We start from the raw sequence: 3,036 nt of genomic DNA, 5'->3' as shown, positions 1-3,036 counted from the left end.
GCTCGCGACCACAGGGTGGGCCAGCCGCCGGCGAGGAGGTAGGCGGTGGGGATGAGTAGGCCGTGGTCGGCGATGTGGGTCCAGAAGTGTTCGCGCCGCGGTGTTCGCCACCATCGGCACCCTCGCCGCCGTGCATCATCGCGGGCGCACCGGCCGCGGCCAGATCGTGGACTCGGCCATCTACGAGGCGGTGCTGGCCATGATGGAATCGCTGCTGCCCGAGTGGGGTGTCACCGGCTACCAGCGCGAACGCACCGGCCCGGTGCTGCCCAACGTCTCCCCCAGCAATGTCTACCCGACCGCGGGCGGCGAGCTGATCCTCATCGCCGCCAACCAGGACACCGTCTTCGCCCGGCTGGCCAAGGCCATGGGACAGCCCCAACTGATGAGCGTCGAGCATTTCGCGACCCATTCCGCCCGCGGCGAGCACATGGCCGAACTCGACGCCATCATCACCGGCTGGACCGCGACCCGGCCCGCCGCCGAGCTGCTCGAACTGCTGCACGCCGAAGGCGTGCCCGCGGGCCGCATCTACACTGCCCGCGACATGTTCGCCGATCCGCACTTCGCCGCCCGCGCGGCCATCGTGCGGCTGGCCCATCCCGAGCTCGGTGAGGTCCCGATGCAGAACGTCTTCCCCAAACTCAGCGAAACACCGGGCAGCGTCCGGCATCTCGGCCCCGAACTGGGCGAGCACAATGCCGAGGTCTACGGGCGGCTGCTCGGGGTGGGCCCGGAGCGGCTGACCGCGCTCGCGGCCGACGGCATCGTCTGAGGAGACCGCCATGTCCGATCTGGCCGATGACTATCGCCGCCACGGGTTTTCGGGACGCCTGGGCATGGGCGAACGGCCCGCCGTCCTGGTGATCGACGTGTGCGCGGCCTACCTCACCGACGGCTCCCCGCTGCGCGCCCCGGTCGAGGCCGCGGTCCGTGCGACGGCGACCCTCGTCGCACGGGCCCGCACGGTCGGCAGCCCGGTCGTCTTCACCCGGGTCGGCTATCGGCCCGGCAGCGCCGAGGGCGGGCTGTTCCGCCGAAAGGTCCCCGCGCTCAGCGTGTTCGAGGAAGGCAATCCGCTGGGCGAGTTCCTCGCCGATCCCGCACCGGCACCCGGCGACGTGGTGGTCGTCAAGCAGTACGCCAGCGCCTTCCACGGCACCTCACTCGCCGCGACACTCACCGTCCTGGGTGTGGACACCGTGCTGGTCACCGGTCTCACCACCAGCGGCTGCGTCCGCGCCTCCGCCACCGACGCACTGCAGCACGGCTTTCGGCCGCTGGTGGTCGCCGATGCCTGCGGCGACCGCGATCCGCGCCTGCACGAGGCGAATCTGCTGGACCTCGACGCCAAGTACGCCGACGTCATCGATCTGGACGCCGCCCTCGCGGCGCTCCGCTGAGCCACAAGACCTTCGTGAGGAAAACGTATGGGCGCGCATCACTACGGTTGGTGGATCCTGCTGCACCTGGTCCTGTTCGTGTGCTGGCTGGGCGGCGATCTCGGCGTGTTCTACTCCAGCCGCTTCGTCATCGACCCGACACTCACCCCGCCCGCACGCGCGACCGCCCTGGCCATCATGAGCGGCCTCGACCTCGGTCCGAAGGTCTGCCTGGTGCTGTTCCTGCCCAGCGGCGTGACGCTCATGGCCGAGTCCCCGCACGGCGCACGCCTTCTGGGCATCGACCTGTTTCCCTGGTGGTCGATCGCGCTGGTGTGGGCGCTCGCGGCGGTGTGGCTGACGCTCACGGTGATCACGCACCGCACCCACGGTCGTATCGCCGCCGTGCATCGGGCCGATCTGGTGCTGCGCGCGGCGGTGCTCGCGGGCATGACCGCCGCGGGCGTCTTCACGCTGTGCGCGCGCGAACCGTTCGGTGTCACCACCGATCCGCGCTGGCTCGGGGGCAAGATCCTGCTGTACTGCGCCGCCATCGCCGCCGGGCTCGGCATTCGAATCACCTTGCGCCCCTTCGGTCCCGCTTTCGGCCGCATGCTGGCCGAAGGCTCGGGCACCGACGCCGAGACCGTGCTGCGCCGCAGCGTGAACGGCTGCCTGCCCTACGTGTGGGTCATCTGGGGCAGCGTGCTCGCCGCCGCAGCGCTGGGGGTGTTCAAACCGGGCGCGCACCTGTGAGGCACGCCCGGCACCGGCCCGGCCGTCGAGTCACTGACCGGTGTAACCGAGTTGGGTCGACAGCGCACCGGAGGCCTTGAGCAGCATCGGCACGTAATCGTCGATGTGCGGCTCGAACCGCGACAGCGGCCCGCACACGCTGATCGCCGCCACCACGCCACCGTCGTGGTCGAGCACGGGCGCGGCGATCGAGGCGGCCCCGACCTGACGCTCCCCCAGCGACACCGCATAACCACGCGCGCGAATCGCATTCAGCTCCGTCCGCAGTTTGCGCTGCGAGGTGACGGTGGCGTCGGTGAACGCGGTCAGCTCGTGCCGCCGCAGGTACTCATCGATCTCCTCCTTGCGCAGGTAGGCCAGGATCGCCTTGGAGGAGCTGCCGGCGTGCAGCGGATAGGGCTGCCCCAGCGCCACTTCCATGCGCAGCTCCTGATCCGGCACCACCTGGTCCACGTACATGCGCGTGTCGCCGCGCCGGATGGACAGGGTCGCGGTTTCCCCGGTGAGGGTGGCCAGCCGACGCAGTTCCGGGCCCGCCATCACGCGCAGATCGGTGCGCGCCAGATACGCGCGGCCCAGTGCCATGGCCGCGTGCCCGAGCGCGTAGCGACGCGTGGTCGGTTCCAGGGTGATGAGATCGCGGCTGCGCAACGCCGTAAGTATGCGGTGCACAGCGGCTTTAGTGATGCCGAGCTCATTGGCGATCTCGGTGACGCCGAGATCGGGCCGGCCGCTGCGGCCGAAGAGCAGCAGGACGTCCATGGCGCGTTCGACCGCGGCGATGGACCGGCTCTGGCTGTCGGTTTCGGTATCGGGCACGCGGCCAGTGTAGAGGCGCGATTTCCCCATGGGAAACACGATCGCCCGGGCGTCGGTTGCGCCACCGACCGCCTAGCGT

Annotated in this window: 4 protein-coding genes; 3 read left to right on the top strand and 1 reads right to left on the bottom strand. The window is 70.3% G+C overall.

The window, feature by feature from the left end:
* The first annotated feature begins 100 nt into the window (after positions 1 to 100).
* From ACWELQ_RS42340 to ACWELQ_RS42330, 3 genes are read left to right on the top strand one after another with little or no spacing between them, the layout of a single operon-like run.
* On the top strand, positions 101 to 775 hold the full coding sequence (locus tag ACWELQ_RS42340; protein WP_452402619.1) for a CaiB/BaiF CoA transferase family protein: 675 nt from the start codon (positions 101 to 103) through the stop codon (positions 773 to 775).
* Positions 776 to 785: 10 nt separating this feature from the next.
* Positions 786 to 1,403 (top strand): isochorismatase family protein, encoded by a 618-nt coding sequence (locus tag ACWELQ_RS42335; RefSeq protein WP_452402618.1) that lies wholly within the window; start codon positions 786 to 788, stop codon positions 1,401 to 1,403.
* A gap of 27 nt (positions 1,404 to 1,430) precedes the next feature.
* Positions 1,431 to 2,138 carry a hypothetical protein gene (locus tag ACWELQ_RS42330; protein WP_452402617.1) on the top strand — a complete coding sequence of 236 codons (708 nt, stop codon included), beginning with the start codon at positions 1,431 to 1,433 and terminating at the stop codon, positions 2,136 to 2,138.
* Between the two features lie 30 nt (positions 2,139 to 2,168).
* Here the strand turns inward: ACWELQ_RS42330 and ACWELQ_RS42325 are convergent, their stop codons facing one another.
* Positions 2,169 to 2,957: an IclR family transcriptional regulator gene (locus ACWELQ_RS42325; RefSeq protein ID WP_452402616.1), complete on the bottom strand. Its 789-nt coding sequence runs from the start codon at positions 2,955 to 2,957 to the stop codon at positions 2,169 to 2,171.
* Between the last annotated feature and the right edge of the window lie 79 nt (positions 2,958 to 3,036).

It is taken from the genome of Nocardia sp. NPDC004722, assembly GCF_053601505.1.
The sequence above is the reverse complement of the archived record's forward strand: the minus strand, read 5'-3'. Positions and strand labels throughout refer to the sequence as shown.

Bases quoted from the DNA above. Each gene is read 5' to 3' on its own strand.
- ACWELQ_RS42335 (WP_452402618.1), top strand. From the start codon at position 786: ATGTCCGATCTGGCCGATGACTATCGCCGCCACGGGTTTTCGGGACGC.
- ACWELQ_RS42330 (WP_452402617.1), top strand. From the start codon at position 1,431: ATGGGCGCGCATCACTACGGTTGGTGGATCCTGCTGCACCTGGTCCTG.